Below are 25,352 nucleotides of genomic sequence, written 5' to 3'. Positions count from 1 at the left end.
CCCGCCGCAAGGCAATGCAATCACACTCCGCCGGTTCTTCCGGCGGAGACGGATCTCTTGCGGCCTGACGTTTCGGGCCGTCGATTGCAGGCAATGGAAAGGCAGGCCATATGGGATTGGGCCCCTATCTTCTTCTCGCGACCCTTGAAGGCCTCGTCCAGGCGGCCGTGTTGTGTATCACCGCAGCCGGCTTGTCACTGGTCTTCGGTGTGATGCGTGTGGTCAATGTGGCGCATGGCGAATTCGTGATGCTGGGTGCGGTCATCGCCTGGTATGCGGCAAGCCTCCTCACCGGCCATCCGGCGCTGGGGTTCGTGGTGGCGCTGATCATCAGCCCGCTGATCGTCGGGGCCATCGCGGCGCTGAGCGAGCGGCTGATCCTCAAGCGGCTGGACTATAATCCGGAAGCAACAATCGTTGCGACCATCGGCCTTCTCTACATCATCCAGCAGAGCGTGCTGATCCTGTACGGACCGGATGCACGCCCGGTCGATCCGCCTTTCTACTATACCATTCGCCTGCCGTGGTTCGGTTATTCGGCCTACAAGCTCTTCGTCATCGGTGCGGCCATCCTCATCATGGGGCTGATCTGGTTCGTGCTGCAGAAGACGCGCGCCGGCCTCATCATGCGCGCCACGCAATTTGACCGCGAAACCGCACAGGCCTTCGGCATCCCGGTGGACAAGGTCTCGGCCTATGTCTTTGCACTCGGGGCGGGCCTTGCCGCCATTGCCGGCATCCTCGTGGTGCCGATCCAGCAGGCGCATTACCTGATGGGAACAGATCCGCTGCTGCTCTCCTTCATCGTCGTCATCATCGGCGGGCTCGGCAGCATGTCGGGGACCGTGGTTGCGGCGATCCTGATCGGCCTCTCGGACGGCATTTTGTCGATGATGTTTTCGCCAACGCTTGCCAAGATGGTCTCGACGCTGCTCGTGGCACTGGTCCTCGTCTTCCGTCCGAACGGGCTGTTTGGAAAGGCTGCACGATGACCGCGTCTGCCTTCCGCAAGAACCTCACCTTGACGCTTCTGGTGCTCGCCGCCCTCCTTCTCCTGCAATTCGTGCTGCCCGAATATTATGTGCTGATGGCAACCCGGATGATGGTGCTTGCCGTGTTCACCGTCGGCTTTAACGCGCTGCTCGGTTATGTCGGCCTGCTCAGCCTCGGGCACGCGATGTTTTTTGCCTGCGGCCTCTATGCCGCAGGGCTTTCGGTCTATCATTTTGGCTTCAGCCTTCCGGCGGCTTTCGGGGTGTCTCTGATTGCTTCGGCAGCTCTCTCGCTCGTGATCGGCGCCATCACGCTGCGCACCATCCGCGTGTCGTTCATGATCGTGACGCTGATGTTTGCGCAGGTGGGATATCTGGCGGTGCTCTATTTCGCCGAATGGACAAACGGCCAGGAAGGGCTCTCTCTTCCTGCTTCCGCACGCCAGATGGCGCTCGGCCCCTGGACGCTCAACATCGCCGACGCCGTGACGCGCTACAACATCGCGCTCGTTCTGCTGGCGGCAAGCCTCGGGCTCCTGCTCTTCTACCTCAAGGGAACACGCGGACGCGTGGCGACCGCCATCCGTGACAATGAAGGCCGGACCGAAATGCTGGGTTTCAACGTTTTTGCGGCAAAACTCGAAATGTTCGTGCTGTCCGGTACGCTGTCGGGAGCCGCAGGCGCGGCCTATGGCCTGCTGTTCGGATATCTCGGCGCCACCTTTGCCTCGTTCCAATATTCCATTGAGGCGCTTCTTTTCACGCTCCTCGGTGGCGCCGGCACGCTGCTCGGCCCGCTGATCGGCGTGGTGCTGATGGTGGCGATGATCGACAAGCTGAGCGAACTCACCTCGGCCTATTTCCTTGTCATCGGGGTCATTTTGATCGTCCTCATCCTCTGGTTTCCCAAGGGCATTCTCGGAACCATTCGCGAAAGGTGGGCGCCATGGCTTCTCTGATCCCTCTCCTCTCGACAAAGAACGTCAAACGCCACTTCGGCGGGCTGAAAGCCGTCGATGGCATCGATTTTGCGCTCTACGAGGGCGAGATCCGGGCCATCATCGGCCCGAACGGCGCCGGCAAGACGACGTTCGTCAGCCTGCTCTCCGGGCGCACGGAGGTCTCTGAGGGCACCATCACCTTTGCCGGCGAGGATGTGACGCGTCTGCCGGCCTATAAGCGCGTGCAGCGTGGCATCGCCTATACGTTCCAGATCACCAACATCTACCCGACCAAGACGGCAGCGGAAAATGTGCGGATCGCAGTGGAAAGCCGCGCAGCCCGCCTTCGTGACGCCAGGTTCGACCGGGATACCGCAACCCGCGCGGCGCTTGAAGCCGTCGGTCTCGCCGACCGGAAAGAGGCGCTCGCCGGCGAACTCGCTTATGGGCACCAGCGCCTGCTGGAGGTCGCCATGGGGCTTGCGCTGCAGCCGAAACTTTTGATCCTCGATGAACCGACACAGGGCCTGTCCGATCCGGAAATCGAGAACTTTCTGGCGCTCGTGCGGCAGATTGCGAAAAGCGCCACGGTGCTGCTGATCGAACACAACATGCATGTGGTGATGTCGCTGGCCGATCGCATCAGCGTGCTCACCCGCGGCACGCTTCTGGCGGAAGGCACGCCGGAGGAAATCCGCGACAATCCTGACGTCCAGGCAGCCTATCTGGGGGCGTGATGCTGAAAATCGAAGACTTCGATTCCTACTACGGCCAGAGCCAGGCACTGCGCGGCTTCTCGATCAGCGTATCTCCGGGCGAGGTGCTGTGCCTGCTTGGACGCAACGGGGCGGGAAAGACGACGGCGCTCAAATCCATCATGGGCATCGTGCCGCCCAAACGCGGCCGGATTTCGCTGAATGGCGTGGACCTGACCGCGCTGCCGCCGAACCGCATTCCCATGCACGGCATCGGTTACGTGCCGCAGGGCCGCAGGCTGTTTTCCGAACTGACAGTGCGCGAGAACCTGGAGATCGGCCTGATGACCCGCCAGACCGGAGCGGAGGCGATGGAGCGGGCGCTCTCTTACTTCCCGGCGCTCCGCGAGCGGTTTCATCAACGCTCCGGAACACTCTCCGGCGGCGAACAGAGCATGCTGGCTATGGCCCGCGCACTTTGTATCGAGCCGACCATCCTGATGCTCGATGAGCCGACGGAAGGCTTGATGCCGAGCATGATCGCCGCCATCCGCGACGTCGTGGTGAAACTCCGCGAAGAGGGCGTCGGCATCCTGCTGGTCGAACAGCGGATCGACGCGGTGCTGCCGGTTGCCGACCGCATCGCCTTCATGGATCACGGGGAGATCAAGGTGGAAATGGAGATCGATGCGGTGCGCGCGGACACGTCGATCCTGAAGAAATATCTCGGCGTCGGCCACTGAAACGGAGATGGGATGCGCCAAGCCTCACGGATCATGCCCCTTGTGTTGTCACTGATCGTGGCGCTGGCGCCCTGGCCGGCGCTGGCGCATGGGGCGGAGGGCGGCATCGTTCTGCTGCTTCCTACCGGCTATTATATCCTCGGCGCAGCCTTTACCGTTCTTGTCACCTTCTTGCTGATCTCGCTGCTGCCGGACGGCTGGACGCGTGCCATCTACCGGGGACAATGGTCCTTGGCAAAAATCCCGGCCCCCTCCGCCGCCACGATCAGCTCTCTGTCCTTCCTGATGTTGCTGTCTATGGTGCTGGCTGGCCTGCTCGGCGCGCGGGATCCCCTGACGAACCCACTGCCCGCCTTCATCTGGACGATCTTCTGGGTGTGCCTCACCATCCTGCACGGCCTGCTTGGCCCCCTCTGGCAGGCGCTCAATCCGTGGACCGGGCCGCTTGCGGTTTTTCGCCGCGCCACCGGCAGCAGTCTCGGAGACCGTCCGATCGCCCGCCTCCCCTGGACGCTTGGCTACGCCATTGCCATCCTGCAATTCTTCGGTTTTGCCTGGTTCGAACTCGTGGATCTCGCACCCAGCGATCCTACCCGGCTGGCCGTCGCCGTCTCTCTTTACTGGCTCGTGAACTTCACAGCGATGATGCTGTTCGGCGAGCGGGCCTGGTGCGAGCGCGCCGAACCCTTCTCCATCTTCTTTTCTCTGATCGGCCGCTGCGCCCCGTTCGACTGGCGGAAAGCTGAGGATGGCAGGCTGCAGATCGCGCTTGGATGGCCGGGCCGTTTCCTGTTCGGCCTGCCGCCTCTCTCCGCAAGCGGCGTGCTTTTTGTGCTACTGACGCTGGGCACTGTTTCTTTCGATGGTCTGTCGCGCACCTTCGTGTGGCTCGCCGCCATCGGCGTCAATCCCCTCGACTTTCCGGGTCGCAGCGCCATCGTGACGCCATCCACCCTCGGCATCCTCGGAACCTGGGGGGCGCTGGCTGCCCTGTTTTTCGCAAGCGTCTTACTTGGCGGCCTGCTCTCCGGCGAGAGGCGCTTCGGTCTCCTCACCGGGCGTCTGGTCTATAGCATCATCCCGATTTCGCTCGCTTTCCAGATCGCCCATTACCTGACGCTGGTCCTGGTGGAAGCACAGAACTTTCTGAAGGCGGTGGCCGATCCCTTCGCCCTCGGCTGGAACCTGACGGGCACACGCGACCTGCATGTGACGACCTCCTTCCTCAACGTTTATGACTCCGTCGTTCTGATCTTTAACACGCAGACCATCGCCATCGCGGTCGGCCATGTGATCGCGGTCATCCTGGCGCATGCGCTGCTGCTGGATCTGACCGAAGGCAAACGACGCGTCTTTCTGGCGGAACTGCCGCTCGCCGCCCTGATGGTCTTTTACACCGCCTTCGGCCTCTGGCTGCTCTCCACTCCGAGGATCTGAGAATGTCGGACGACACCACATCCGAGCTGGCCTATGTCGTGACCGAGCAGGTCGGCCATCTCTTGCGCCGGGCCTACCAGCGGCACCTGGCGATCTTCCAGCGGCATGCAGAGGAGCATAACCTCACCTCGGTGCAGTTCGTCACGCTCTGCGCGCTAAGGGATATCGGGCCTTGTTCGCAGAAGGATCTGGTCGAAGCAACCGCTGTCGACCAGGCGACCATCCGTGGTATCATCGACCGCCTTCAGGCACGAGAATTGATCAGCGTGTCGCGCGACGAAACAGACGGTCGAAAGGTCGTGATGGCGCTGACACAAACGGGAACCGAGATTGTGGCCGCCATGGTGCCGAGAGGGCGCATGATCACGGAGAAGACGCTTCAGCCGCTTAACCCGGCAGAACGGGTCGCCCTGCTTTTTCTGCTGCGCAAGATCTCTGTCGAGGCGGGCGATCTGGACGAGGAAGTACAGCCGTGAACCTCCGTTGCCTCGTTTTCGGCCTGATCCTGGCGCTCACTGCCGCCGATGCGACTGCGCACGATTATACGCCGCCCGTTGATCAATCCGGTTATGCCATTCCGTCAATCGATCACGGCGCGATGCGGGTGATTGCAGGTCACCGGCAGGCGATCATCGCGCTGGCGCGTCAGGTGACGACGGCCGATCCAGAACTGGAAGCGCTTCTGCTCCACAACCAGATGCAGAGCGCCAATTGCCTCTGGCTTCTCGTTCCCGGCAGCGTGGCCGATGAGGAAAGCCCGCTCAACGAATGCGCACATGCCGATCTCGCCGGACTGAAGGGCATTCTGGACCGTCTGAGGCTGATCAAACAAACCCAGCCGGATGCCGAGGTCCTTGTTTCGACGATCGACCATGAGATGGTTCTCGCCGGCACCTCCTTCATCAAATGCGAATACAGCGTCGAAAACTTCAACACCGCCTCGCAGGTTCGTCCGAACTGGCTGGATGTTTTCCGCTACATCGTGAGCCGGCATGCACTGAGCCTCGCCTTTGCCTTCGCGCTTCTCGTGCTTGGCATTTTCCTCTGTCACGAGGCAGTCCGCGCGCTCCAGAAATGGCCGCGTCGGCCCGGCAATCTTGCCGATCACTGACAGGCAAGACGCCTTGAATCACTTGACAATCTCGCTCAATATTGTTTGTATACAAACAATATTGAGCGAGAGGAACAGACCATGGATGCTGCCGCAACGCCTGCCTCGACACAGCCCGCCTATGCCATTCCGGACAATGTCTTTGCGCAGACGGTGGTGAGCGTCCGCCACTATACCGACCGCCTGTTCTCCTTCCGCATCACCCGGCCGGCCAGCTTCCGCTTCCGGTCCGGCGAATTCGTGATGATCGGGCTTCCGAATGCCGAGAAGCCGGTGTTTCGCGCCTATTCGATCGCCAGCCCCGCATGGGACGAAGAGGTGGAGTTCTTCTCGATCAAGGTGGAAAACGGGCCGCTCACCCAGCACCTGCAGAAGATCCAGCCGGGCGACATGCTCTTGATGCGCAAGAAGCCGACAGGAACACTCGTGCTCGATGCGCTCTTGCCCGGCAAGCGGCTTTATCTTCTGTCGACGGGCACCGGTGTCGCCCCCTTCGCCAGCCTCATCCGCGATCCGGAGACCTATGAGAAGTTCGAGGAAGTCATCCTCGTCCAGACTTGCCGTGAGGTGGCGGAACTGACCTATATCACCGAGATGGTCGAGTCGCTGAAGGAGGACCCGCTGGTCGGGGAGATGGTGACGGGCAGGCTTCGCCTCTACACCACGACCACCCGCGAGAGTTTTGAGCGCATGGGACGTGTGACCGACCTGATGCGCAACGGCGCATTATTCGTCGATCTCGGCGTTCAGCCGATAAACCCCGAAACGGATCGCGGCATGATCTGTGGATCGATGGCCATGCTCAACGAAACAAAACAGGTTCTCGAAGACTTTGGCCTGCACGAAGGGGCGAACAACGCGCCCGGCGAATTCGTCGTCGAACGCGCTTTCGTCGGCTGACGAACCGTAAACTCTCGATCAGCGCGCCGACTCGTCCTTTGCCCACCGGACGGCTTGTTCGATGCCGCCGAGCGGGAACAGGTGGACCTGGGCAATCAGGCTTTCCGGATGGGCTGTCTTGTGCGCCTGGAGGGTGCGAAACAGATCCGTCGGCTCGTAGGGCACCATCAGCTTCGTCAGGTCGAGTGCCCGTTTCTGCAGGATCTTCAGCGAAGGCCCGATACCGCAGGTGATGGCATATTTCAGAAGCGTCTGCAGCTTCGCCGGACCGGCCAATCCGACATGGATCGGCAAGGTGATGCCAAACGTCGCGATCCGCTGTGACCAGGCGATGATGCTCTCCGCATCGAAAGCGAATTGCGTGGTGATGACGATCCGGGCATCAGTCCGCTCGGCATAACCCTGCTTCGTCAGAAGCGCTGCATCGACAGCGCGGGTCGATCCGTCGGCATCAATGTCGCGATTGCCTTCCGGGTGGCCCGCGATATGCAGTTGCGTAAAGCCGGACCTGTCAAACAGGCCGGTCTCGATCAGGTCGAGCGAACTTGACAGATTGCCACGCGGCGAGGTTCTGCCGCCGGCCAGCAGCAGAGCCTGGCGCACATCGGCTTCGTCGCGATAACGCGCCAGCAGATCCGCAAGCTGGGCCACATTCTCCAGCGAGCGGGCCGGGATATGCGGCACGACCGGAAAGCCATCCCGCGCCAGCCTGGCCGCGGTCGCCACCATGTCGTCCAGTAGCGTGCCGTCAACATGGGCCACATAGACACGGGTTCCGGCCGGCAGCAGGACCTTAAAGTCTGCGATCTTCGCTGCGGTCCGCGGCAAAACCTCGATCGACCATCTGTCGAGCAAGGATGCCGAGAAGGCAGGGCTCTTTCGCGCGCCGTCGATGGGGCCCTGATGTGTTCCGTGCATGTCGATCCCTGAAACCGTCCGCTGTTCGTCAATGGACGTCGGCTGTGTCAAACCCGTCCTGCTCTGCCACGTTTAGCCCATCCGGCCAAGCTGGACCTGCCTCAAACGTGCATTTGCGTGTCCAGAGACGACACGGAAGGGATAGACGGGCCTGTGCCGCTAGGCCTTCCACGGCATCTGCTTGAACCAGCGCACGCCATAGGCAATGCCGATCAGCACACCGAAGCCGGCCAGATTGCCGAGCGCCTCGACCAGCAAACCGCGACCGGACAGATCAAGCCCGATCCCGATTATCTGCGCCAGAACCATGCTGGTGATGAACACGGCAAGCGATTGTTGCCCAACGACCCGCATGACGCGGACAACCGGTCCCTTGAGCCGGGAACCATGCTCTCCGACGAGGTGGACGACGGTATAGCTCAGCGCGAGAAAATGGATGAAGCGCAGAAGGCCGAACGTCGTCTTGTCGGTAAGGAACGCGATATGCTGTGCCGCCTGATGGAAAAAGGGATGCATTTCATGGAAACGGACCCAGGAAAACGGCACGGAGGCAAGCACGATCAGGATGGCAACCACCATCAGGGAACGGTCGAAGCCGGGCGCCGTGAGTGTGCCGCGCATCAGGAAGAAACCGGTGAAGAACAGCAATTGCCAGCCAAATGGATCGAAGAACCAGGACCGATCGGACCATGGTTCCGCGGGGAGGTTCAGGAGCCCGAACTGCGCCGGAAGCCACAGCACCAGCATCAGGGCGAGCGGCAACAGGCGGTGGAGCCGCTCGGCAAAGAGCATGACCGGCAACAGAGCCAGCACGACGATATACATCGGCAGGATGTCAAAATAGTTCGGCACGTATTGCAGCGTCAGCAAGGCTCCCAGAAGCCGGCCCGGATCTTCGATGAACGGTACCAGGTTCAGGCTGTCGAGATAGGTCACGCCATCCGGCCGTGTGCCCGCGACGGTCATGAGGGCGACGACCGTGATGAACAGCGCGATATGTGCCCAATAGATCTGCCAGACGCGTTGGGCCACGCGCGCCACAAGCGCCAGCCCCCCGTTGCGATCAAAGGTTCCGCCGAAGGCGATCGCCGACGCCATGCCCGACTGGAAGACAAACATCTCCGTCGCGTCGGAAAAACCGAAGCGCGCCGGAATCCACAAGGCCCAGCGATCAAAGGGAATATGGGCAAGCAGGATGATGAACATGCCCACACCACGGAAGAAATCGAGACGCGGATCCCGGTTCCGTTTCGTTGGCACCTTCAGGAATTGGTCGGCGGCAGCGCTAGAAGGCTCCGTCATAGGCCGAGGCATCGAACCGGCAGCAGATGAGGCTGAAGGTTTCGCGGTCTCGCGCGGCCGAAAGCTCGTGACGGAGGTCATCGGTGGTCTCCACTGTGACGCCAAAGCCACCAAATCCTCGGGCGACAGCGGCAAAATCGGTTTGTCCCAACGAAACGCCGAGAGACGGCAATCCGGCGGAAGCCTGCTTGAGCGCAATGAGCGCAAGGCTCTGATCCTGGAACAGCAGGATGGTCACCGGCAGGCCGAGATCACGCAGCGTGGCAAGTTCGCCGATCCCCATTTCCAGCCCGCCATCGCCCATGACGGCGACCACCTGCGCGACCGGCCGGGCGATTTTTGCCCCGATCGCCAGCGGCAAGGCCGCTGCCATGGTGCAGAACCCGGCAGATTGAAGAAGCGTCAGAGGCTTTTGGCAGATCCACTGTTGCGACAGCAGGATTCGGTGCGCACCGCTATCCACGGTGACGATCGTTTCCGGGTCAACAACCGCCTGGAGAGTCTCGACGATCGCCTTCGGCCCCCATGTGTCCGCGCCGGAAAAAATACGTCTCAGTTCCTGCCGCACGGCCGCGAATTCCTGTGCCGGCCACGAGGCTTTGTGAGGTACCTGTGACGAAAGCGTCTCGAGCAGTGCTGACGGCGCAACAGGAATGTGAAGCCCGGCCTGGTGCATACCGTGATCGACGGGCAGCGCGGTGATCTCGATCCAGTTGGCGGGGTCATCAACGAGATCCATCCAGCCGATCCGCATCTCGATCGGGTCGTAGCCGATCGCCAGCACCAGATCCGCCTGACGGATGAGCGGCAGAAGCAAACGATCGGCCTTCGGCGACAGTCCGGCGCCACCAAGCGAGAGGGGATGGTCCTCCGGCAGAAGACCCTTGCCTTTGTAGGTGGTGACGACCGGCGCGCCGATACCTTCCGCCAGTGCCAAAAGGTCAGCCGAACAGTGACTGCGCGCAGCCTCGAACCCGGCAATGATGAGAGGGCGTTCCGCACGTCCGATGCGCTCGACGAGATGCCGTATCAGCGGATCATCAACCCCCACCTGCGGCATCAGCACCGGTGCCGGCGACATGCTGCCTGTGTCGATCGCAGACGCGGCGGCAACCGATGGCGATATGTCGAGGTGCACCGGTCCCTTCGGCTCCGTTGTTGCAAGCCTGACGGCCCGTGCCACTGTGGCGGCTGCGCTGTCCGGTTCGATCTCGAAGGATGCCTTGACCAGTGGCCGCAGCAATGCGGCATGGTCGATCACCTGGTGGGTATAGCGGGCACGCGTCTCCCGGTCGACGATGCCGGACAGGACGATCAACGGCACACGTTCCTGCACGGCATCGGCAATCCCGTTCACGGCATTGGCAAGCCCTGGTCCGACCGTCGTTACCAGCACCTGCGGCTGATCCATGAGCACGGAGACGCCGGCCGCCATGATGGCCGCCGCCGTCTCGTGCCGGGAAAGCTTAAAACCGATGCCCGCACGTTGCAGCCCGTCGATCAGGGTGACGACTTCGCCGCCCGGCATGCCGAAGGCGTGACGCACACCGTGGGCAAACAGGGTTTCTGCCACCCGGTCCGCCACACGGACCTGCCGAGCCGGTGCCTGCGCGGTCATATCGCCTCGCATCGCAACCATCGCGACCTTCACCGTCCGAACGCCCGCACGACATAGGCAACCACGATGCCGAAAAGAACATGCCCGATGAGAGATGCCCAGGTCAGCGTGATGAAACCGAGGAAGGGCGGCAGGCCGGCAAACAGATGCGCCATGATGTAGAGCGCAAAGATCCAGAGGCCGACGCCAAAACCGGCACCTGTCAGCACGAGCGGCAATTGCGGCAGGATCAGCCGCTGCAACGGACGGGCGATGAAGAGATAGCCGATGGGATAAAAGACGATACCCACAATGGCGTGGAGCAGTTCCGCCAGGAACAGATTCTGGAAACCGAACACGGATTGAATAAGTCCGGCCGGCTCCAGAGGGCCGCCGACCCACAGCGGCGTGATGACACGCGCCCAGATTTCCCAGGTAATATCGGCGGCAAGGCCGGCCAGCACGATCACGCGGATCAGACCGGTGTCGATCTGCGGAAACAGGCTCGGTTTGTGCATATCTACCATCGTCATTGTCATTCCCCCTTCTGTTGGTGAAATTAAGCCAGCAGGCCCATGCCTGCCGAATGCTGGATCCTGCGAAACAGGCGGTCTTCCGCCTTCAGATGACCGCGCACATGACGAACGCGCGACACACCGGCCATGTCGCCACTGCGTCCGAGCGCACTGGCAAGCGCCAGCACGAAGAAATCCCGCTGGGCATTGCTGCCGCCGATCTTCGGCAGGTTGAGCATCAGCCGGTCGAGCATCTGGCAATCGGCCGGAGCATCGAAGCCCGCCAGCATGCGGGCAAGTGGAACACCGACTTCGGCCGCCACCCGCGCCTGATCCCCCGTCTGTGTCGCCTTGGCCTCGATGTTGGAGACAAGCTTCTGGACCGCATTCCAGTCGCCAACCGCAACCAGAGCCGCAAGATTGTGGAGCGCGGCGAAGATCAGCGTGGTGTCGTTCTGCCGGGCGCGGGCGAAATCCGCCAGTTCGTGCCAACGCGTGCCGACATGCACGCCCATTCTGTTGAGTCGCCACAGCAGCGAAACGGCATTCGCCATATCGCGAAAATCGTCCGTCGGCTGTGGCCGCACTTCATCGTCATAAAGTGCCAGCACGCGATCGTGATCACCGCGCTCCAGATGCAACAGCGCCAGGTGCCAGGCCATGTGAAAGGAAAAATTGTTGCAGCGCGACCATTCCGACCGGCTGCCTTCCAGCCAGTCAATGCCTTCATCCGTTTCGCCACGCATTTCGAAAACGTGGGAGACCGCATGCAGACCCCAGGAATCCTGCGGCTGCAGGCGCACAGCCATGCGCCCCATGCGCATGGCCCTATCATAATCTCCGGCCTCTTCCAGACAGAAGGCGTAACAGCCATAAATGAAGCCTGCGGCAGGAGCACCGGCCGAAACGACCGCCGCCGCGCGTTTCGAATGTGCCAGCATGCCGGTCCGGTCACCGGCCATGAAACGCAGGGCGTGGGAGATCTTGAACGGAAGAAAAACGTGCGCACGATCGGCAAACCCCGCATCCAGCCGGTCCGCTGCCCGCAGGAACGACCCGTCCATCGCATCGGCAAGTGCTTCGACAAGCACCATTTCATCGAGGCTGCCGCCAGCTTTTGCGGCAAGAGCCCGCCGGGCCTGAGCAAGCGCGTCGCCGGCCGGCACTGTCAGTTCCGAGCGCGCAAGGATGAGGTTGGCGAAACCTTTGAGCGCATGGCCTGCGACATGGTCGGGATCGGCGCGCAAGGTCGCCTGCAGCGCCACGCCGGTATTCGGCCGATGGGTGGCCAGTCCATATACGGCCTCTTCGAAGGCCCGGCCGGCTTCAGCGCTATCGGTACTGGTCGAAAGGTCGAATGCGTCGCGGGTCATCTGAGGCTCCATCATGGTCATTGGGCAGACCGGTCATCGGCCGACATGCCGATACGTCAGGTACGGAGCGGTGGAGAATTTCGTTACAGACGCTCCGCGCAATTTCGCCGCGGATGCGAAAAACGACGGCGGGTACCTGAACCGAAACCGGGTTCGCGCGTATCACCCGGTATGGCCGCGCCATTGGCAACCGGCTCGGCTAAGACACCGAATTTCTCTTTTTCGGAGACTGTTCGTGGACAACGACATCCGCATCAACCGACGTCGATGTCTGATCCTGTCGGGGTCAGGCCTGCTGTGTCTTGCGCTCGACCAAAGATCGCTGGCGGCAGAAAACCATTGGCGGGCCCTGCGATCCGGCCAGGCCATCGTGCTCATGCGCCATGCCCAGGCACCCGGGACGGGAGATCCGGAGGGGTTCCGGCTTGGTGACTGCAGCACACAACGCAATCTGTCGGAGGCCGGACGGACGGATGCCAGGACGGTTGGCGCCCTCATTCGCGCGAACGGCATTCCCGCTGCCCGCGTCTATTCCAGCCAATGGTGCCGCTGCCTTGAGACTGCGCGCCTTCTCGCTCTTGGACCGGTGACGGAACAACCGCTGCTCAACTCCTTCTTCGACAATCGCGGCGACGGCGACCGGCAGACACGGGGCCTCCGAGACTGGCTTACCCGCCAGGTGAACGGCGCACCGATGATCCTGGTCACGCATCAGGTCAATATCACCGCACTGACCGGCATATTTCCAGCAAGCGGAGAGCTGATCCTGATCGCCAGACCGGATGGCGGAAGGATCAAGGTGCTTGAGCGGATGAACGGAGGAGACAGCTAATCTGCAGACGCAGCGTGCCGATCCATACTGTCGCAAGTCGACCGACGGCAAAATGACCCTCCTCGGGAGGAACTCGCCGGACGTTAAAAACCGAAAATCGCAAGAACGGCATCGATCACGGACGCGCCACCAATTGGCGCAAGCGCCAGCACGACGAGATTGAAGCAGATGATCCAGACAAAGATCTTCTCGTCACGCCGCGTCAGCTTGGGGGCCGGCGGTTTGGGCGGCAATGGCTCGGGGCGTGGGCCGTAACTTTTGAGATCCAGAAACACCGGCTGCTCCCTAAGATCGAAACATCCCTAACGCGCAGTGAAGCACGAAGAGCCCGCCTGCGCCAGCAATCGGCGATCCGCCCGATCAAAATCGCGTGTCACGCCGCGCGCGTCGTGTCACCTCCGTGCAGAGCGGAGCATCTGCGTTGTTTTTTACGTAAGCATCTGTTTGACAATATCTGCAAGCTCTTCCAACAGCCTGTCAGGTTCGTCACCGATCGGCACGAATCTTCTCAGAAACGTGCGGGTGGGAACGACCACACCAATGAGCGAAATAGCAGCGACGACTGCGAGCTTCCTGTCTTTTGCTCCCGTTTCCTCTTCGCCACGGATCTCCTGGATGTATTTCAGTAACAATCCATAGATAGGATTGGCGAGCTTTTGCTCGATGACCGTTTTTCTTTCGTTATCAGCGCTGGTCATGATTTCGCTGATGAGAATTTGAGCAAAAAGCGGCCTGCGATTGACGAGGTGAACGAGATCAATACAGAGACGATGAAGTTGCTCATCCAACGGCGAATGGCGCGATTCTTCGCGCGAAACTGCAAGTTGAGTCAGCGTTTCTTGTGCCACAGCATCAACAACCGCGGTCCACAAGCCAAGCTTGGAGCCGTATCGGTAGGAAATCAGTGCGACATCCACGCCGGCCCGCACGGCAATCGTGCGAAGCGAGGTCTTGTCGAAACCCTGCTCTGCAAAACAGGCGACTGCCGCTTCGAACAAAGAATCGGCATCATATTCCCGCCCCTTCTTGGGCCTGCCCCGTCCACGTTCATTGGGCTTTTGCACATCCATCGAAAGCCTCCCTGTTCGACACTTGACAAGAATATCGCGACACTCGATTATATTCAACAGTCGATGAATAAAATGCCGCCCTCAAGAACCACACCCTGGATATCGGCCATGCTCAAAAGCGCCGGCACGCCGGAACAAAGCGTGCAACACCAAAAAAGATCCCGATTGCCGTTTGCAACGGCAATCCTAGCCGTGCTCGCCTTGTCGGCTTGCAATGCGGAAAAGGAAGATACGCCGCCTTATCTCGCTCATGTGCGCGTGGCGACGACCGAAATGCAGCCCGACCTCATCCGTGCCTCCGGCACCGGTGAGATCAAGGCGCGCGTGGAGAGCGATCTGTCCTTCAAGATCACCGGCCGCGTGGTCAGTCGCACCGTCAGCGTCGGTGACCATGTGAAGGCCGGGCAGATTCTCGCGACTCTCGATCCAGTCGAGCAGAAGGCCGACCTGGATTCGGCTCAGGCCGCCTTGGCTTCCCAGGAGGCGACCGTTCGCATGACAAGTTCCGTCCTGGCTCGCCGCAAGGCCCTGACCCAGACCGGAGCCATGTCGCAGCAAGATCTCGACAGTGCTCTGCAACAGTATCAGTCGGCCGTAAAGGACCTCGACGCGGCCCGCGCCAAACTGGATACGGCCATGGAAACCCTGCAGCAGACCGAACTGCGTGCGGATGCGGATGGCACGATTACGGCGCGCAGTGTCGAAACGGGCCAGGTCGTCCAGGCATCGAGCACCGTCTTCACGCTGGCCCACGATGGCGAGCGAGACGCGGTCTTCAACGTGCAGGAATCGGCACTGAGCGGCCAGATGGCGCCGATCTCGCTCGAGGTGGTGCTGGTATCGAACCCGAAGATCCGCGCCGCGGCCACGTTGCGTGAAATCAGTCCCGCCCTCGATACATCGCTTGGGACGGTGCGCGTCAAATTGTCGATCACCAATCCGCCGCCGGAAATGACGCTCGGTTCCGCCATCACTGCCAACGTCGTCATGGACCGCCAGGAACGCATATCCATTCCGTGGCAGTCCATGTTCTCGAAGGCCGGAAAGTCTGCAGTCTGGGTCGTTGATCCGGACAAGAAGGTCGCCCTCCTGAAGACTGTCACGGTCGAGCGGTATGATGCCTCCAAGGTCGTGCTCGCCGATGGGCTGAAACCAGGCGAACTCATCGTCGTCGATGGCGGCCAATTCCTGCGCGAGAACCAGCCGGTTTCCTATAGCCAAGAGGCGACACAATGAAAGTCATGTTCGTTGTTCCTCTCGTCCTGCTTGCCGCGGGACTGAGCGCATGCTCGGAGGAAAAGAAAGCGGAAGCACCCGTGCGTCCCGTGCTGTCCATGTTGGTGAAGCCACGCGAGGCAGCAGCCTTCGGTTTTGCCGGGAGCGTGCAGCCCAAGTTCAGCACCGATTTGGGCTTCCAGGTCCTGGGTCGCGTGGTTCAAAGACATGTCAATGTCGGCGATCTGGTGACGAAGGGCGAGGTTCTTGCCCGGCTGGACGCAACAAGCCTGGAACTGGCGGTTCGCCAGGCCGAGGCCGATCTCGCGTCGGCACGCGCGAAACTCGATCTCGCCCGGGTCAACGAGCAGCGCCAGCAGACGCTGCTTGCCGCCAATGCCACGACCAAGGAACAGGTGGAAGAAACCGTTCAGTCGCGGGAAGCCGCCGAAGCCACCGTCCAGCAAGAACAGGCGGACCTGACAAAGGCCCGCGAACAGTTGAATTACGCGACGCTTGAAGCGGAATTCGATGGGGTCGTCTCCGCCGTTTCCGCCGAGGTGGGACAAGTGGTGACCGCCGGCCAGACGGTCGTGACGATCGCACGCCTTGAGGCGCGCGATGCACAGGTCGACATTCCCGACAGCTACGGCCAATTGACCGCCATCGGCACGCCCTTCCTCGTCACCCTTCAGGCCAATCCTGAGATCAAGGTGAAGGGAACCGTGCGCGAAACCTCGCCGCAGGCGGACGCCGCCACACGCTCGCGCCGCACGAAGATCGCACTCGACAATCCGCCGGAAAGTTTCCGATTCGCCAGCACGGTGACGGCAACGCCGCTGGCGCCCAGCGAAGGCCATCTGTGGCTGCCGGATACCGCCATCGGCGGCGAAGACGGTTCCCGCTATGTCTGGGTCGTGGCGCAGGACGGACTGTCGGTGCAGCGTCGCCCCGTCACGGTGCAGCCTTCGGCGGCCGGCGGCGTCGATGTGCTGAGTGGTCTGAAGGAAAACGAGCGCGTGGTGACGGCGGGTGTCAATTCGCTCACTGAAAATCAACCTGTCCGACTCTCGGGTGAGATCGCTTCATGAATACGAAATTCAACCTCTCCGAATGGGCGCTTCAGCACAAGTCGCTCGTCTGGTACTTCATGATCCTCGCCAGTGTGGCGGGCATCCTCTCCTATATCAATCTCGGCCGCGAAGAAGATCCGGACTTCACCATCAAGACGATGTTGATTCAGGCCTCCTGGCCCGGTGCGTCCGTGGAGGAGATGACGAGCCAGGTCACCGATCGTATCGAAAAGAAGCTCCAGGAACTTGAATCGCTCGACTATACGAAGAGCATCAACTCGCCTGGCCAGACGACGATCTATGTGAACCTGCTGGAAAACACCAAGGCCAAGGACGTCAAGCCGACCTGGATCAAGGTCCGCAACATGGTCAACGATATCGTGCCGAACCTGCCGTCCGGCGTGCAGGGTCCGACCTTTGTCGACAGTTTCGGCGATGTGTATGGCAATATCTATGCCTTCACCGCCGACGGGCTGACGCAACGCCAGTTGCGGGACTATCTCGAAGCGGCCCGCCAGCAAATTCTGTCCGTGCCGAATGTCGGCAAGGTGGATCTGATCGGCGCGCAGGACGAGGTGGTCTATCTTGAATTTTCCACCAAACAGATGGCGGCGCTTGGCATCACCCAGAGCCAGATCGTCGAGACGCTGCAGAACCAGAATGCGGTGGTCGCTTCCGGCACCCTGCGCACCGGCGCCGAAACCATCAATCTGCGTGTATCCGGTCAGTTCGCCTCCGAAGAGGCGCTGCGCAACATCAATCTGCGCGTCAACGACCGCTTCTTCCGCCTGAGCGACGTTGCGAAGATCACCCGCACCTATTCCGATCCGCAACAGGCGCTGTTTCGTGTCAACGGCCAAGCCGCGATCGGCCTCGCCATCGGCATGAAACCCGGCGCCAATCTGCTGAACTTCGGCGAAGCGCTGACGGAAAAAATGGACAAGGTCATCGCGGATCTGCCGATCGGCATCGGCGTGCATCACGTCGCCGACCAGGCCGTTGTCGTTGAGGAAGCCGTTGGCGGCTTCACCAAGGCGCTGTTTGAGGCCATCGTCATCGTTCTTGTCGTCAGCTTCATCAGTCTCGGCATGCGCGCCGGCCTGGTGGTTGCCGTTTCGATCCCGCTGGTTCTGGCGATCACCTTCGTCTTCATGGAATATCTCGGCATATCGCTGCAGCGTATCTCGCTCGGCGCGCTCATCATCGCGCTCGGCCTGCTGGTCGATGACGCCATGATCGCCATCGAGATGATGGTCTCGAAACTTGAACACGGCGAACCCCTGCCCAAAGCCGCAACCGCGGTGTGGACCTCCACCGCTTTCCCGATGCTGACGGGCACGCTCGTCACGGTCGCAAGCTTCATGCCGGTCGGTCTCAACGACAGTGCCGCCGGTGAATTCACCTTCACGCTGTTCGTGGTCATCGCCGTCTCGCTGATCGTGTCCTGGATCGTGGCCGTGCTCTTCTCACCTTTGCTGGGTGTGCTCATCCTGCCGAAGACGATGAAAGCCCATCACGAAAAGAAGGGCGTAGTAATGCGCGCCTTCTCCGGCATGCTGAGCGCCTGCATGCACTGGCCGAAGATGACGATCCTGGTCACCGCCGCCATGTTCGGGGCCTCGATCTACGGGATGGGCTTTGTCCAGCAGCAGTTCTTCCCGGCATCCGACCGTCCGGAACTGATCATCGACTGGACCGCACGCCAGAACTATACGATTGCCGAAACGAAAGCGGAGATGGACGCCTTCGAGGCCAAGTACATCGCCGGCAGCCCGGATGTCGACCATTGGACGTCCTATGTCGGCCAGGGTGCCAAGCGCTTCGTCCTGTCCTTCGATGTTCAGCCGTCCACCAACAACTTTGGCCAGATCGTCGTTGTCGCCAAGGACATCGAGGCTCGCAACCGCCTGATGGCCAAGTTGGAAGAGGTCGCGGCCACCGCTTACCCGGGGACGGACGTCTTCGTGAAGCAGATGGAACTCGGCCCGCCCGTCGGTCGCCCCGTGCAGTACCGCGTCAGCGGTCCCGACCCGCAGATGGTGCGCACCTACGCACAGGAACTGGCCGGCATCCTGGGCGCCGACCCGAGCCTGACCCGCATCGTCTTCGACTGGAACGAACCGGCCCGCGTGGTGAAGGTCGACGTGATGCAGGATAAGGCGCGCCAACTCGGCGTCACCTCCTCCGACATCGCAACGGCGCTCAACAACATCACCGGCGGCTCCACCATCACCCAGATCCGCGACAGCATCTATCTGGTGAATGTTGTGGCACGTGCGACGAAGGAAGAGCGCCAGTCGATCGAGACACTGCGGGATCTGCAGCTTCCGGGCAGCAACGGGCAGTCGGTTCCGCTCGCTGCGATCGCCACGTTCCGTTACGAACAGGAGCAACCGATCATTTGGCGCCGTGACCGGATCCCGACCATCACGGTCAAGGCCGGCATTGGTGACAGCACGCAGCCAGCCACGATCGACCAGCACCTGAAGCCGGCCATCGAAGCCCTCGCCGCCAAGCTGCCAGCCGGTTATACGGTGGAGCCGGCGGGCACTGTGGAAAGCAGCGCAAAGAGCCAGGCGCCGATCGCGGCCGTCGTGCCCCTGATGCTTCTGACCATGATGACGATCCTGATGTTCCAGCTGCAAAGCTTCCAGCGCCTGTTCATGGTGGTCATCGTCGCTCCGCTCGGCCTCATCGGCGTGGTGGCGGCGCTGCTGCCCTCCGGTGCACCGCTCGGCTTCGTCGCGATCCTCGGCGTGCTGGCGCTGATCGGCATCCTGATCCGAAACTCCGTCATCCTGGTGGTGGAGATCGACACGCTGCGGAAAGCGGGCAAGGAGGCCTGGGATGCCGTGAAGGAGGCAGCAGAACATCGTATGCGTCCGATCATGCTGACCGCGGCTGCCGCCTCGCTCGCGCTGATCCCGATCTCGCGCGAGATCTTCTGGGGCCCGATGGCCTACGCCATGATGGGCGGCATCATTGTCGGAACGGTGCTGACGCTGCTGTTCCTGCCTGCCCTCTATATCGTCTGGTTCCGTGTCAAAAAACCCACCCCCAGCACGGCCAGCGACGCCACCGTGTAAACAGTGGCTTCGAAGGTGCCTGGTCGCCCAACCAGGCACCTTTTTAATGCAATGATACTCCTGACATTTCCCTTCTGACGCTCACGGCCTTCAGAGGATATTGGTGCCGCTGATTGCCCGACAAACCGCATCCGTTACCGCCTGCGTCGTCGCGACACCGCCGACATCGGGGGTCAGAATACCTGCACCTGTGACACGTTCCACCGCCTGCATCAGGCAGGCCGCCGCCTGTCTCTCGCCGAGATGGTCCAGCATCTGCGCGGCGGTCCAGAAGGTCGCGACGGGATTGGCGATCCCTTTGCCGGCAATATCGAAGGCCGAGCCATGGATCGGCTCAAACATGGACGGATAACGCCGCTCCGGATCGATGTTGGCGGTCGGTGCAACGCCCAGGCTTCCGGCCAGCGCGCCGGCAAGATCCGACAGGATATCGGCGTGCAGGTTGGTGGCGACGATCGTATCCAGGCTCTTCGGGTTCAACGTCATCCGTACGGTCATGGCGTCCACCAGCATCTTGTCCCAGGCAACGTCTGGAAATTCGCGCGCGACCTCCGCTGCGATCTCGTCCCACATCACCATGCCATGGCGCTGCGCATTGGATTTCGTCACAACCGTCAGGAGCTTGCGGGGACGCGCCTGCGCCAGCCTGAAGGCATAACGCATGATCCGGGTGACGCCGACGCGGGTGAAGATCGCGACTTCCGTGCCCACCTCCTCCGGCAGGCCTTTATGCGCGCGTCCGCCATGGCCGGAATATTCACCCTCAGAGTTTTCCCTGACGATCACCCAGTCGAGATCGCCCGGACCGCAATTGCGCAAAGGGGACGTGATGCCTGGCAATATCCTGGTTGGTCGGACATTGGCGTATTGATCGAACCCCTGGCAGATCGGCAGCCTCAGGCCCCAGAGTGTCACGTGATCCGGAACGTCAGGCGCGCCAACGGCGCCGAAAAAGATGGCATCGAAGGCGTTCAACTGATCCAGACCATCGGCCGGCATCATCGCGCCAGTCCGGCGGTAATAGTCCGAGCCCCAATCGAAGGTCCGAACCACTAGGCTGAAATCACCGCAACGCTCGGCAAGCGTCGCCAGAACCTGCAAGCCGGCAGCAATTACCTCCGGACCGATACCATCGGCGGGGATCGCCGCTATCTTGTATTCGCGCATCACACTCCCAGCCGGTTTTGTCTTCGTGTTGACACGCCGTCTTGCATGCAAGGATAAATTCATCAAGCCACCCCTGTTTGTCAACCGCCGGTCGTCCCGATATAAGATGGTGAACGGAACAGGTCTGATGATCACAGCAAAAACCCATCTCGGTGCGGTAGAGCGGCACGGCATAACCGAACAGGCAGGCGCGGCTGCGGAACCAACGAGCGCAGGCCGGGTCAACGCCGCCTACCAGGCGATCAAGGAAGCGATCCGCAACAATATCTTTCCGCCCGGCTATCAGGCCGCCGAGGTGGACATCGCGCGGCAACTCGGCATGAGCCGCACGCCGGTGCACGAGGCCATGGCGCGCCTGCAGGAAGATGGGCTCGTCCGCATCCTGCCGAAGAAGGGCATCCTGATCTGCGCGCTGTCACCGGCCGACATCGCGGATATCTATGAGGTGATCATCGCGCTGGAGGGCGCCGCCGCCCAGCGCCTTGCCGGCCTGCCCGAGGATCAACGCCTGTCGATCACCGATCGTCTGCAGACGGCGACCGACGATATGCAGAACACGCTCGATCGCGACGATCTTGCCGCCTGGGCGCTGGCCGATGCGCAATTTCACGAGACCCTGGTAGAAATGAGCGGCAACCGCCGGCTGATGCGCATGGCCGGCACGGTGGCCGATCAACTTCATCGGGCACGCATGTTCACGCTGAACCTGCGTCCTCTCCCGACCACATCCGCAGCGGACCACCAGGCGATCATCGACGCAATTGGCGCGGGCGATGCGGACGCGGCAAGCCGCGCTGCTCGTAAGCACCGGCAGCATGCCCGCGACGCCCTTCTGCCGCTGATCGAAAAGCTCAATCTCCGCAATCTCTGACCATCCCTTGTTCTTGCATCAGACACATCATTCGTCTCTCACGACGACCACCTTACGCACGCCTCTGCCGGGGGAAACAGGTATGCGGGAGCACGCGTGTCCGTTCCGCGCCGATTTCGACCTTGACAAGATCCGATGACGGACTTCATACTTCGTCAAGTTGCCGAACAAATTATTCGGTACATCCCGACACGACAGGACACGCGCTTGGAGGCACGGATGAACAGGGACGACAGGCGAGTGGCGACCGGGGACTTCAACGACCCGCCAATGCCGCGTCATGCCATCCCTGACCTGCTGCAACCGTGCTTGCCTGCACCATTTCCAGGGCCAACGAGCCCCGGGGAAAGAAGCCTGCATCCTCCCAAGACCAGGCCCGCGAATGACAAGAAACGACAACTCCAGAGAAGGAAAACCGAAATGAAGACGTTTGTTTACGGCTCGCTGCTGGCGGCTGGCCTGCTTGCCGGCGCGCCGGCCCATGCGGCCGAGCTCAAGGTGATGTGGTATCTCGGCACGGATGCCGAGGAGCAGGTCATCAAGGATGTGCTGGCGGCCTATACGAAGCTGCATCCGGAAACGACCTTCAATCTGCAGATCGTTCCCTACGACGACATCGACAACCGTTTTGCGCAGCTTGCTGCCGCAGGCACCCTGCCGGATCTGTCAAAGACCTCCTCCATGCGCCCGTTCATCCGCCCGTACCTGACGGATTTCGCGCCCGTCTTCGGCAAGGATTATCTCAAGGATTTCGTGCCCGGCTGGGCCGCCGGCGCCAAGCTCGGCGACCAGATCATCGCAGCCCCGCTGCAGGTCACGGCGACCGGCATGCTGATCAACAAGGCCGCATTCGAAAAGGCCGGCGTTGCCATTCCCGACATCAAGACCTCGTGGACCTGGGACGAGTTCCTGGCCAAGACCAAGCAAGTCGCCGAAAAAGCCGGCGTGCGTTATCCCCTCGTCTGGGACGTCTCGCAGAGCCGTTGGCTGACCATGCAGTTCCAGTTCGGCAACCACATCTATACGGAAGAGGAGCCATACAAGGTCGTCTTCGACCATGACAAGGCCACCGCCGTTCTCGACAAGTTCATCGGCATCACCAAAACCCACATGCCGCCGGGACTGTGGTCCGGATCCAGCTCCGACAATCCCAAGCAGCTCTTCACCAGCGGCCAGGCGGTCGCCTGGATGTCCGGCAACTGGCAGGCAGGCGGTCTGGCGCAGAATGCGAGCTTCGATTGGCAGGCCGGTCCGACGCCTTATGGCACCGTCAAGTCGAGCATGGTCGGGGGTGACTACGTAATCGGCTTCAACACCAGCGAACATGCCGATGAAGCGAACGCCTTCATCAAGTGGCTGAGCACCGACCCGAAGGCCCAGGAACTCTACACCAAGCCTTTGATGTATATCCCGGCGAACCTCAAGGTCCCGCCGATCGACTACGGCAATGCCAAGGCATCGGCCGCCCTGCAGGCCTTCAAGGAAGAACTGGCCGCCAGCCCCAACTATGCCGCAACCGACCAGGCAAACCCGGCCATGCAGTATGTCTGGGGCCCGATGCGCCAGACGCTGTTCCAAGCCACAACCGGCCAGATCTCCAGCAGCCAGGCGATCGACCAGATCATCAAGACGGCTCAGGAATCCTTGACGGAAACGGGCCAGTGAGCAGCATTCAATCCACCATCGAAGCGACGCCGGGAATAACCCCGGCGTCCGCCGGCAGGAGCATTGGCAACACTCCCTGGTCCAAACGGCTGTTTCCCTACCTGCTTCTCACACCGACCGTGGGATTGCTGGCAATCTTCACGCTTTATCCGCTCGTCCAGGGGCTTTGGATGTCCTTCTTCAAGCGGGGCATCGTCGTCGTCGAACGGGCGCCCGCCACCTGGCCGAAATTCGTCGGTATCGACAATTATATCCGGCTTTTCAATGATCCGGAGTTCTTCAATACGCTCGCCAAGACCGTTGGTTTCGTGGTGATCGCCGTTCCGGCGGTGACCGCCGTGTCGCTCGGCCTAGCGCTTTTGCTGAAGAACCGTTTCTACGGCGTCGGCGCCGTGCGTGCGGTCGTCTTTTTCCCCTCGATGATCAGCCTCTTGATCACCGGTGTGGTGTGGAAATGGCTGTTCGGCTTGAATTCCGGCCTGATGAACTATCTGCTTTCGTTGCTCGACATCGCCCCGGTACCGTGGCTTGACAACGGCACCATGGCACAGATCGCCGTCGTCATCGTCTGGGTCTGGGCAAGTGCCGGCTTCTACATGATGATCTTCATCGCCGGCCTCACCACGATCTCCGAGGATCTCTACGAGGCTGCCCGGGTCGATGCGGCCAGCAACTGGCGGATTTTTTCGCGCATCACGCTGCCGCTCCTGAAACCCAGCATCTCGCTTGTGGTAATCCTCTCCTCCGTCGAAGCCTTCAAGGTTTACGAATTGGTCGTGTCGTTGACCGGCGGCGGTCCCGGACGCTCCACCGTCTACCTGATCCAGACGATCTACGAGACCGCCTTTACCAAGGCGAACCAGGCCGGCGTTGCCGCCGCCCAATCAGCCGTCCTGTTCCTGATCCTGCTGGTGCTCACCGCCATCCAGCTTCGCATCAGCAAGGAGAAAGCATGACCACCGCCCTCCTCTCCAGCCGCGCTGCCCGTGACTGGGCCTTCCGTGGGCCGCTGATCGCGCTCGTGCTCGTCCTTTTCCTGCTGCCGCCGCTTTGGCTGTTGGCAAGCGCGCTGAAGGCGCCGAACGACATTTTCGCCTGGCCGCCGACGCTTCTGCCGTCGCCGGCAACACTCGTCAACTTCGCCACAGCCTTCGACCAGTCCGGTTTCGGCCTGTTCTTCCAGAACTCGCTGTTCGTCTCGACCATCTCGGCGGCGATTTCCGTCCTGATCAGCCTGATGGCGGGTTACGCCCTGGCGAAATTCCGCTTTCGGGGCGAGACCTTCGTTTTCATGCTGATCATGTCGGCATTGATGATCCCGCTGCAGATCATCCTGATCCCGATCTTCATCGTGCTGAAGGAACTCGGCCTGCTGAACTCGCTGTGGGGCGTCATCCTGGCGCCGGCGGCCACCCCGTCCGGCGTCTTCATCATGCGCCAATATATCCGCAGCATTCCGGACAGCCTGCTCGAAGCCGCCCGGATCGACGGCACACCGGAATGGCGCATCCTGTTCCGGATCATCCTGCCACTGTCGATCCCGGCGATCGCAGCGCTCGCCGCCTTTACCTTCGTCTGGCGCTGGAACGACTATCTGTGGCCCTATCTGATCATCACCGACCAATCGAAATGGACGGTGCAGCTCGCGCTTGCCAACAATGTCGGCCAGTGGGACATCAACTGGCCGCGGCTGCTGGCCATGTCGGTGCTTTCGGTCATTCCAACGCTGGTGCTGTTCGTCAGCCTGCAGCGTTATTTCATGAACGGCCTGCTGTCCGGCGCGACCAAGGAATAGCGCCCTCTCTGCCATCTTCCCGCGACGCCGGACCCTCCGTTCGGCGTCGTCTTT

Annotated in this window: 24 protein-coding genes; 16 read left to right on the top strand and 8 right to left on the bottom strand. The window is 61.4% G+C overall.

The annotated features are described in order from the left end of the window. Window positions 1–110: 110 nt before the first annotated feature. The 8 genes from OU993_RS15190 to OU993_RS15155 all read left to right on the top strand — a co-directional run bounded on the left by OU993_RS15190 (window position 111) and on the right by OU993_RS15155 (window position 6,819). Window positions 111–992, top strand: coding sequence for a branched-chain amino acid ABC transporter permease (locus tag OU993_RS15190; RefSeq protein ID WP_165222875.1), 882 nt, complete (start codon window positions 111–113; stop codon window positions 990–992). Further along, window positions 989–1,951, top strand: a complete 963-nt coding sequence (locus OU993_RS15185) for a branched-chain amino acid ABC transporter permease (protein ID WP_268158746.1) — start codon at window positions 989–991, stop codon at window positions 1,949–1,951. The genes OU993_RS15190 and OU993_RS15185 overlap by 4 nt, the downstream gene beginning before the upstream one ends. Next, entirely contained in the window at window positions 1,948–2,670 is a 723-nt protein-coding gene (locus OU993_RS15180; protein WP_268159680.1) for an ABC transporter ATP-binding protein, read from the top strand. The genes OU993_RS15185 and OU993_RS15180 overlap by 4 nt, the downstream gene beginning before the upstream one ends. After that, on the top strand, window positions 2,670–3,371 hold the full coding sequence (locus tag OU993_RS15175; RefSeq protein WP_268158744.1) for an ABC transporter ATP-binding protein: 702 nt from the start codon (window positions 2,670–2,672) through the stop codon (window positions 3,369–3,371). The genes OU993_RS15180 and OU993_RS15175 overlap by 1 nt, the downstream gene beginning before the upstream one ends. A 12-nt stretch (window positions 3,372–3,383) precedes the next feature. After that, a complete protein-coding gene (locus OU993_RS15170; protein ID WP_268158742.1) occupies window positions 3,384–4,808 on the top strand; it encodes a hypothetical protein in 1,425 nt (474 codons plus the stop codon). Window positions 4,809–4,810: 2 nt separating this feature from the next. Further along, complete coding sequence (locus OU993_RS15165) at window positions 4,811–5,284, top strand: MarR family winged helix-turn-helix transcriptional regulator (protein WP_268158741.1); 474 nt, start codon at window positions 4,811–4,813, stop codon at window positions 5,282–5,284. After that, window positions 5,281–5,919: a hypothetical protein gene (locus OU993_RS15160; RefSeq protein ID WP_268158739.1), complete on the top strand. Its 639-nt coding sequence runs from the start codon at window positions 5,281–5,283 to the stop codon at window positions 5,917–5,919. Before OU993_RS15165 ends, OU993_RS15160 begins: the two co-directional genes overlap by 4 nt. A gap of 81 nt (window positions 5,920–6,000) precedes the next feature. Beyond that, window positions 6,001–6,819, top strand: coding sequence for a ferredoxin--NADP reductase (locus tag OU993_RS15155; protein WP_268158736.1), 819 nt, complete (start codon window positions 6,001–6,003; stop codon window positions 6,817–6,819). A gap of 18 nt (window positions 6,820–6,837) precedes the next feature. Here OU993_RS15155 and OU993_RS15150 read toward each other — a convergent pair whose 3' ends face one another. The 5 genes from OU993_RS15150 to OU993_RS15130 all read right to left on the bottom strand — a co-directional run bounded on the left by OU993_RS15150 (window position 6,838) and on the right by OU993_RS15130 (window position 12,524). Beyond that, window positions 6,838–7,737 (bottom strand): methylenetetrahydrofolate reductase, encoded by a 900-nt coding sequence (locus OU993_RS15150; protein ID WP_268158734.1) that lies wholly within the window; start codon window positions 7,735–7,737, stop codon window positions 6,838–6,840. A 159-nt stretch (window positions 7,738–7,896) separates the two neighbouring features. Then, entirely contained in the window at window positions 7,897–9,039 is a 1,143-nt protein-coding gene (locus OU993_RS15145) for an OpgC family protein (protein ID WP_268158731.1), read from the bottom strand. Beyond that, window positions 9,023–10,678: a thiamine pyrophosphate-binding protein gene (locus OU993_RS15140; RefSeq protein ID WP_268158729.1), complete on the bottom strand. Its 1,656-nt coding sequence runs from the start codon at window positions 10,676–10,678 to the stop codon at window positions 9,023–9,025. Before OU993_RS15140 ends, OU993_RS15145 begins: the two co-directional genes overlap by 17 nt. 8 nt (window positions 10,679–10,686) lie before the next feature. Further along, the gene (locus OU993_RS15135) at window positions 10,687–11,169 is read right to left on the bottom strand and encodes a hypothetical protein (RefSeq protein WP_268158727.1); all 483 of its coding nucleotides are present in this window, start codon (window positions 11,167–11,169) and stop codon (window positions 10,687–10,689) included. Window positions 11,170–11,195: 26 nt separating this feature from the next. After that, window positions 11,196–12,524: a tetratricopeptide repeat protein gene (locus tag OU993_RS15130; RefSeq protein WP_268158725.1), complete on the bottom strand. Its 1,329-nt coding sequence runs from the start codon at window positions 12,522–12,524 to the stop codon at window positions 11,196–11,198. A gap of 235 nt (window positions 12,525–12,759) precedes the next feature. On the opposite strand from OU993_RS15130, the gene OU993_RS15125 reads away from it, so the two are divergent. Further along, complete coding sequence (locus tag OU993_RS15125) at window positions 12,760–13,356, top strand: histidine phosphatase family protein (RefSeq protein WP_268158722.1); 597 nt, start codon at window positions 12,760–12,762, stop codon at window positions 13,354–13,356. 83 nt (window positions 13,357–13,439) lie between these two features. On the opposite strand, the gene OU993_RS15120 is transcribed toward OU993_RS15125, so the two are convergent. Both OU993_RS15120 and OU993_RS15115 read right to left on the bottom strand, forming a co-directional pair. Continuing rightward, window positions 13,440–13,631 (bottom strand): hypothetical protein, encoded by a 192-nt coding sequence (locus tag OU993_RS15120; RefSeq protein WP_268158719.1) that lies wholly within the window; start codon window positions 13,629–13,631, stop codon window positions 13,440–13,442. Window positions 13,632–13,784: 153 nt separating this feature from the next. After that, window positions 13,785–14,426: a TetR/AcrR family transcriptional regulator gene (locus tag OU993_RS15115; RefSeq protein ID WP_268158717.1), complete on the bottom strand. Its 642-nt coding sequence runs from the start codon at window positions 14,424–14,426 to the stop codon at window positions 13,785–13,787. Between the two features lie 165 nt (window positions 14,427–14,591). Between OU993_RS15115 and OU993_RS15110 the strand changes: the two genes are divergently transcribed. The 3 genes from OU993_RS15110 to OU993_RS15100 are packed head-to-tail and all read left to right on the top strand — an operon-like array spanning window position 14,592 to window position 19,800. Further along, on the top strand, window positions 14,592–15,662 hold the full coding sequence (locus OU993_RS15110) for an efflux RND transporter periplasmic adaptor subunit (protein WP_268158715.1): 1,071 nt from the start codon (window positions 14,592–14,594) through the stop codon (window positions 15,660–15,662). Further along, on the top strand, window positions 15,659–16,732 hold the full coding sequence (locus OU993_RS15105) for an efflux RND transporter periplasmic adaptor subunit (protein ID WP_268158713.1): 1,074 nt from the start codon (window positions 15,659–15,661) through the stop codon (window positions 16,730–16,732). The genes OU993_RS15110 and OU993_RS15105 overlap by 4 nt, the downstream gene beginning before the upstream one ends. Beyond that, window positions 16,729–19,800 (top strand): efflux RND transporter permease subunit, encoded by a 3,072-nt coding sequence (locus OU993_RS15100; protein ID WP_268158712.1) that lies wholly within the window; start codon window positions 16,729–16,731, stop codon window positions 19,798–19,800. Before OU993_RS15105 ends, OU993_RS15100 begins: the two co-directional genes overlap by 4 nt. Window positions 19,801–19,890: 90 nt before the next feature. Here OU993_RS15100 and OU993_RS15095 read toward each other — a convergent pair whose 3' ends face one another. Continuing rightward, window positions 19,891–20,967, bottom strand: coding sequence for a tartrate dehydrogenase (locus OU993_RS15095; RefSeq protein ID WP_268158710.1), 1,077 nt, complete (start codon window positions 20,965–20,967; stop codon window positions 19,891–19,893). Between the two features lie 127 nt (window positions 20,968–21,094). On the opposite strand from OU993_RS15095, the gene OU993_RS15090 reads away from it, so the two are divergent. The 4 genes from OU993_RS15090 to OU993_RS15075 all read left to right on the top strand — a co-directional run bounded on the left by OU993_RS15090 (window position 21,095) and on the right by OU993_RS15075 (window position 25,298). Further along, window positions 21,095–21,838, top strand: a complete 744-nt coding sequence (locus OU993_RS15090) for a GntR family transcriptional regulator (protein WP_268158708.1) — start codon at window positions 21,095–21,097, stop codon at window positions 21,836–21,838. 420 nt (window positions 21,839–22,258) lie between these two features. Then, complete coding sequence (locus OU993_RS15085) at window positions 22,259–23,503, top strand: ABC transporter substrate-binding protein (protein WP_268158705.1); 1,245 nt, start codon at window positions 22,259–22,261, stop codon at window positions 23,501–23,503. Further along, window positions 23,500–24,459: a carbohydrate ABC transporter permease gene (locus OU993_RS15080; RefSeq protein WP_268158703.1), complete on the top strand. Its 960-nt coding sequence runs from the start codon at window positions 23,500–23,502 to the stop codon at window positions 24,457–24,459. The genes OU993_RS15085 and OU993_RS15080 overlap by 4 nt, the downstream gene beginning before the upstream one ends. Next, complete coding sequence (locus OU993_RS15075; protein ID WP_268158701.1) at window positions 24,456–25,298, top strand: carbohydrate ABC transporter permease; 843 nt, start codon at window positions 24,456–24,458, stop codon at window positions 25,296–25,298. The genes OU993_RS15080 and OU993_RS15075 overlap by 4 nt, the downstream gene beginning before the upstream one ends. Window positions 25,299–25,352: the final 54 nt, after the last annotated feature.

The organism is Rhizobium sp. SL86 (genome assembly GCF_026672545.1).
Taxonomy (GTDB): domain Bacteria; phylum Pseudomonadota; class Alphaproteobacteria; order Rhizobiales; family Rhizobiaceae; genus Neorhizobium.
The sequence above is the reverse complement of the archived record's forward strand: the minus strand, read 5'-3'. Positions and strand labels throughout refer to the sequence as shown.

What these genes read in the sequence shown, in the direction of transcription:
- OU993_RS15190 (WP_165222875.1), top strand. Translation starts at nt 111, where the DNA reads ATGGGATTGGGCCCCTATCTTCTTCTCGCGACCCTTGAAGGCCTCGTC.
- OU993_RS15185 (WP_268158746.1), top strand. Translation starts at nt 989, where the DNA reads ATGACCGCGTCTGCCTTCCGCAAGAACCTCACCTTGACGCTTCTGGTG.
- OU993_RS15175 (WP_268158744.1), top strand. Translation starts at nt 2,670, where the DNA reads ATGCTGAAAATCGAAGACTTCGATTCCTACTACGGCCAGAGCCAGGCA.
- OU993_RS15170 (WP_268158742.1), top strand. Translation starts at nt 3,384, where the DNA reads ATGCGCCAAGCCTCACGGATCATGCCCCTTGTGTTGTCACTGATCGTG.
- OU993_RS15165 (WP_268158741.1), top strand. Translation starts at nt 4,811, where the DNA reads ATGTCGGACGACACCACATCCGAGCTGGCCTATGTCGTGACCGAGCAG.
- OU993_RS15155 (WP_268158736.1), top strand. Translation starts at nt 6,001, where the DNA reads ATGGATGCTGCCGCAACGCCTGCCTCGACACAGCCCGCCTATGCCATT.
- OU993_RS15150 (WP_268158734.1), bottom strand. Translation starts at nt 7,737, where the DNA reads ATGCACGGAACACATCAGGGCCCCATCGACGGCGCGCGAAAGAGCCCT.
- OU993_RS15145 (WP_268158731.1), bottom strand. Translation starts at nt 9,039, where the DNA reads ATGACGGAGCCTTCTAGCGCTGCCGCCGACCAATTCCTGAAGGTGCCA.
- OU993_RS15140 (WP_268158729.1), bottom strand. Translation starts at nt 10,678, where the DNA reads ATGGTTGCGATGCGAGGCGATATGACCGCGCAGGCACCGGCTCGGCAG.
- OU993_RS15135 (WP_268158727.1), bottom strand. Translation starts at nt 11,169, where the DNA reads ATGACGATGGTAGATATGCACAAACCGAGCCTGTTTCCGCAGATCGAC.
- OU993_RS15130 (WP_268158725.1), bottom strand. Translation starts at nt 12,524, where the DNA reads ATGACCCGCGACGCATTCGACCTTTCGACCAGTACCGATAGCGCTGAA.
- OU993_RS15115 (WP_268158717.1), bottom strand. Translation starts at nt 14,426, where the DNA reads ATGGATGTGCAAAAGCCCAATGAACGTGGACGGGGCAGGCCCAAGAAG.
- OU993_RS15105 (WP_268158713.1), top strand. Translation starts at nt 15,659, where the DNA reads ATGAAAGTCATGTTCGTTGTTCCTCTCGTCCTGCTTGCCGCGGGACTG.
- OU993_RS15100 (WP_268158712.1), top strand. Translation starts at nt 16,729, where the DNA reads ATGAATACGAAATTCAACCTCTCCGAATGGGCGCTTCAGCACAAGTCG.
- OU993_RS15095 (WP_268158710.1), bottom strand. Translation starts at nt 20,967, where the DNA reads ATGCGCGAATACAAGATAGCGGCGATCCCCGCCGATGGTATCGGTCCG.
- OU993_RS15090 (WP_268158708.1), top strand. Translation starts at nt 21,095, where the DNA reads ATGATCACAGCAAAAACCCATCTCGGTGCGGTAGAGCGGCACGGCATA.
- OU993_RS15085 (WP_268158705.1), top strand. Translation starts at nt 22,259, where the DNA reads ATGAAGACGTTTGTTTACGGCTCGCTGCTGGCGGCTGGCCTGCTTGCC.
- OU993_RS15075 (WP_268158701.1), top strand. Translation starts at nt 24,456, where the DNA reads ATGACCACCGCCCTCCTCTCCAGCCGCGCTGCCCGTGACTGGGCCTTC.